The sequence below is a fragment of the Pseudomonas sp. SST3 genome (assembly GCF_003325755.1).
Genome location: NZ_QORI02000125.1, coordinates 1 through 4,244 on the forward strand (window position 1 = coordinate 1; position 4,244 = coordinate 4,244).

Annotated in this window: 2 protein-coding genes and 2 pseudogenes; all 4 read right to left on the reverse strand. The window is 56.4% G+C overall.

Annotated features, from left to right (window positions below; translation table 11 throughout):
• A pseudogene (locus DQ405_RS24885) lies at positions 1-2,584 on the reverse strand (transporter substrate-binding domain-containing protein); the annotation flags it as partial.
• A gap of 8 nt (positions 2,585-2,592) precedes the next feature.
• Positions 2,593-3,219 (reverse strand): response regulator transcription factor, encoded by a 627-nt coding sequence (locus tag DQ405_RS24890; protein WP_014717686.1) that lies wholly within the window; start codon positions 3,217-3,219, stop codon positions 2,593-2,595.
• A gap of 249 nt (positions 3,220-3,468) precedes the next feature.
• Positions 3,469-3,870 carry a response regulator gene (locus DQ405_RS24895; RefSeq protein ID WP_014717687.1) on the reverse strand — a complete coding sequence of 134 codons (402 nt, stop codon included), beginning with the start codon at positions 3,868-3,870 and terminating at the stop codon, positions 3,469-3,471.
• Positions 3,871-4,038: 168 nt separating this feature from the next.
• A pseudogene (locus DQ405_RS24900) lies at positions 4,039-4,244 on the reverse strand (deoxyguanosinetriphosphate triphosphohydrolase); the annotation flags it as partial.

The window sequence follows — 4,244 nt, forward strand, 5'->3', positions numbered from 1 at the left end:
TTCAACCTTGATCTTGACCTGTCCCTGTTCGGTGAACTTGATCGCGTTGCTCACAAGGTTCGAGAGCACCTGCTTGAAAGCGCAGCGGGTCTATCAGCACCTCGATATCGTTAAGGTCGGGCTTGAACTCCAGCAGCAGGCTGAGGGTTTTTTGCCGTGCAAGACCGTCGAACACGCGCACCACTGATTCAATGACCTCCCGCAGGTTCACGCGCTCCGGCGCCAGGCTGAGGCGGCCCGACTCGATACGCGCGATGTCGAGGATGTCACCGATCAGTTCCAGCAGGTCTCTGGCCGAGTTGTACGCCACTTCGATTGCCGGACGGTCAAGATGCCCTTGATCGGCGCGCTTGAGCGTCAGTTCGAGCATGCCGATCACGGCGTTCATCGGGGTGCGAATCTCGTGGCTCATGGTGGCCAGGAACGTGCTCTTGGCGCGATTGGCCTCGTCGGCACGCTCCTTGGCGGCGCGCAGTTCATCGAATAGCTGGCGTCGGTCACTGATATCGATCCAGCCACCGATGATGCCTTGGACTTCACCCGTGGAGTCGCGGTAAGGCAGGATCCAGTGGTAGATGGTCAGTTTCCTGTCGTGGATATGCAGGCTGCGATCGAGGATCAGCGGGTTGCCCTCGGCCACCACGCGCAGATAGTCAGCATGGTACTGGGCCGCCTCCGACTCCAGGGCCATGCTCATCTGGGTCACGCTTTTGCCGATCACGTCTTCACGCTTGACGTCGAACACCTGCAGGTAGCTGTCGTTGCAGGTCTGCAGCAGGCCATTGCGGTCGCGCACGTAGATCGGATGCGGCGTCTCATTGACCAGCGCGCGCATGAACTCGAACTGATCGTTGAGGGCGCGTTCGGCCATTTTTCGATGCTTGATCTGGCGCCGCATGTAGGCGTTCCAGGCCAAGGAAATCAACAGCAACAGGCCGGTGCCGATGATGATGCGCGCGATCAACTGATGATAGTTTCGCCAGTAACTGTCGGACGCGGCGGTGTAGCCCCGCCAGCGGCTGTTGATCACGCCCATTTCATCCGGGGCAATGCTCAGCAGGGCCTTGTCGAGGATCGAGCTCAACTCCGTGGCTTGGCGCGAGGTGGCCAGGGTGAATGTTGCGGGGGTGGTGCCGATGCTGGCGCTGATTTGCAGGCGGTCCTGGAAAACCTGGGAAGACAGGAAGTAGTTGGCGATCACCAGGGTGTTCACGGCCCCATCTACTTGTCCCTGTGCGAGCAGCTCGGATGCTCTGAATGTATCACTGGTTTCCACCAGGTGAATCTCAGGAAAGTCCTTGGTCAAGGTTGCGGCCAAGGGGTTACCCTGGGTTATCGCCAGGCGCTTTCCGGCCATTTGCTCCATGTTCGACGGCGCTCCTGGCTCTTTGCGCGTCAACAGCACATAGGAGTTTTCGAGGTAAGGGCGGCTGAAATTAAGTTGTGGGTCTCGCTCGTTGCTGGGAACGATGGCCCCGATCATATCGACTTTCTGGGTCGCGACCTGGTCGATCATCGCGTTGACGTCGCGCCCACGTTGTACCGAAAAACGCAGGCCGGTGCGCAGGCGGATCAATTCCAGCAGGTCCGCGGTGATCCCGCGAAAGTTGCCGTCCGCATCGAAAAATGTCAGTGGCGCGAAGGTTTCGTTGACGATGACCGTCACCACCGGGTGGTCTTTGAGCCAACGCTCTTCGCGCTGGGTCAGTTGCAGTTTCTTGTCGGTCAGCAGGATATCGCTGCCGGCGCTCCAACGCTTGGCGATGCTCTCCCGTTCATTGATGGGCACCGAAGCCAGCGCTGAATCGACAATGCTCAAGAGCATCCGGTTGTCCTCACGCGTGGCAAAGCTGAAACCATAAGCTTCATGCTTGCCGAAGTTGGCCATGCGAATGTTTTTGAGGTAGCCCTTGTTGATCATGTAATGGGTGGAAATGGTGTCACCGAGAAACACATCCGCCTGGTCGAAGGCCACTGCATTCAAGGCATTCTGATAAGAGGGGTAGGCGCGGATGATCGCCTTGGGGTACAGCTTTTCCACCTCATTAAGCGGCAGGTAGTGATAGACAAGGCTCAGGCGCAGCCCGTCGAGGCCTTCACTGAGGCTGCGGGTTTCTCCCTCGCGTGTGACCAGGACTGGCTGGTCTACCGCATAGGGTTCGGAGAGGATCAGATTCGGCGTTGCAGCCTCAAAGCCGTTGGAGGAGCCCAACAAGTCGATTTCCCCGGCTTCCAGGGCGCGAATGGCAGCCGCCCGGGACGGGTAGCGCATCACAGTGATGGGCAGGGAGAGTGCCTTGGCCAGCAATCCCGCGTAATCGGCGGTAAGGCCTTCATAATCATGTCCGCTGGACGTGAGGTCAAAGGGTGGGTAGTCAGGACTGGATGTACCCAGCGTTAGTTCACGTTTGTTATGCAGCCACTGGCGCTGGGCCTTGTCAAAATGAGTGTCCAGTTGTACAGCTCCCGCACGACTCAAGAGGGTGAAGCGTTCCGGGCTGGTTTGGTGCTCTGCCAGCACAGTTGTGCTGAAGTACAAACCGGCACTTAATATAATCAGATAGTCCTTTATACGCCTGGGCATCCGCTTTCTCACACTAGCGCGTTTCGTTTTGCCAACTCGATGAGGTCGACCAAGGATTTGGCTTGGAGTTTTTGCATTAATCTTTTCTTATAAGTACTGACGGTCTTGTTACTCAGGAACATACCTTTGGCGATTTCCTTGTTAGTGCGACCTTGTGCAAACAGTTGCAGCACCATCAGCTCCCGGTCGTTGACGGTCTTGAACAGTTCCAGCTCCTGAGCATCCATGCCTTCCGTTCCGGGGCCATTCAAGGCCTGGCTGGGGAAGTAGTTGTAGCCGGATAGCACCGCGCGGATGGCGCTCAGCAACTCGCTCAGGTCACCCTCCTTGCACACATAGCCCTCTGCCCCCGAGCGCATGCACCGCGTGGCAAACAACGTCGGACATTGAGCCGTGAGGACCAGGGTTTTCATCGAGGTGTTCATGGCGTTGAACCGGCAGAGCACCTCAAGGCCATCAAGTTTCGGGATGCTGATGTCGAGAATCACCAAGTCTGGAAGGCATTCACGCACCATCTGTATGGCATCGCACCCGTTATCTGTTTCGCCGACGACTTTGTAACCTTCATGTTCCAGCAACATTCGAATGGCAAGCCGGATAACGGGATGGTCGTCGATAATAAAAACTGAGTTCATAGTCACATTCCATGCAGGTGCAGATAAAGCGGGCACATTAGCTCAGAAGGTGAGTCCGCAGTATGAAGCTCGCAAGGAGTAGATGCAGAACAGGAAAGTTCCTACATTTAAAAAGGTATAGACCTACAAGTTGTTAGGTAATCGTGACAAGGCATGTGAGCGTTTCGAGGTCGATCATGACAAGACGCAAGGCTGGGGAATTTACGGCGGGCCTCGTATCTATTTTCGTTGAAAGGAATGTTTAAAATCCTACATGAGGGGGTCGAAAGTTAAGCCGATTAATATTTCAAGATCATCTTTGTTCAAAGGTTTTGGCAAATAGCCAAGGAGGGGGAGATTTCGTTGCGCGGCTTGTGTCGTCAGGTTGACCAGTTCTGGCGTAGGTAAGCCGCTCAACAGGATGGCACTGCTGATGAAGCGTCGGCGGCTGGCGATTTCCACCAGTTCAAGCCCAGGCAGGTCTGGCAGGCATTGGTCGCATAACATCAGGTCGAAAGGGTGTTCGGACTGGCTCATCGCGCGTATGGCCTGCTCGGCGTTTTCCACCGCGGTCAGTTGGTCGAAGCCGAAACTTCTGAGCAGGCATTGGGTGGCCAGGAGTTGAAAGGGGTGATCCTCCACCAAAAGAATACGGAGAGAATAGCTGGGCATAAAGAGCACACAGTAAGGCAAGCGTCGATGGGGGCAGTAGGAATGACTCGGCTGGTCCGTTGGGAGCGCGCGTGATTATTCTTCGAGTGTCTGTACGAATTCGATCAGGCCGCTCTGTTCCCGTCGTAGGGCAATTCGCTTCAGGGAACAGGTTGCCTGATGAAGTCGTTATTGGGGGCCGGAGCGCCCGGTCATTTCTCGTGCCATTTCGGTGGCGTAGCTGTCGGTCATACCGGCGATGAAGTCGATCATCCGCAGGAACGAGGCGTGCAGTGACCAGGCGGGGTCTGGCGCGCTATTGCCTAGCATGGTCGAGAATGCGCCGGTTCTTGAACGACGGGGTGCGCCCGCCATGTTGCTTCAACGGGCCGCCG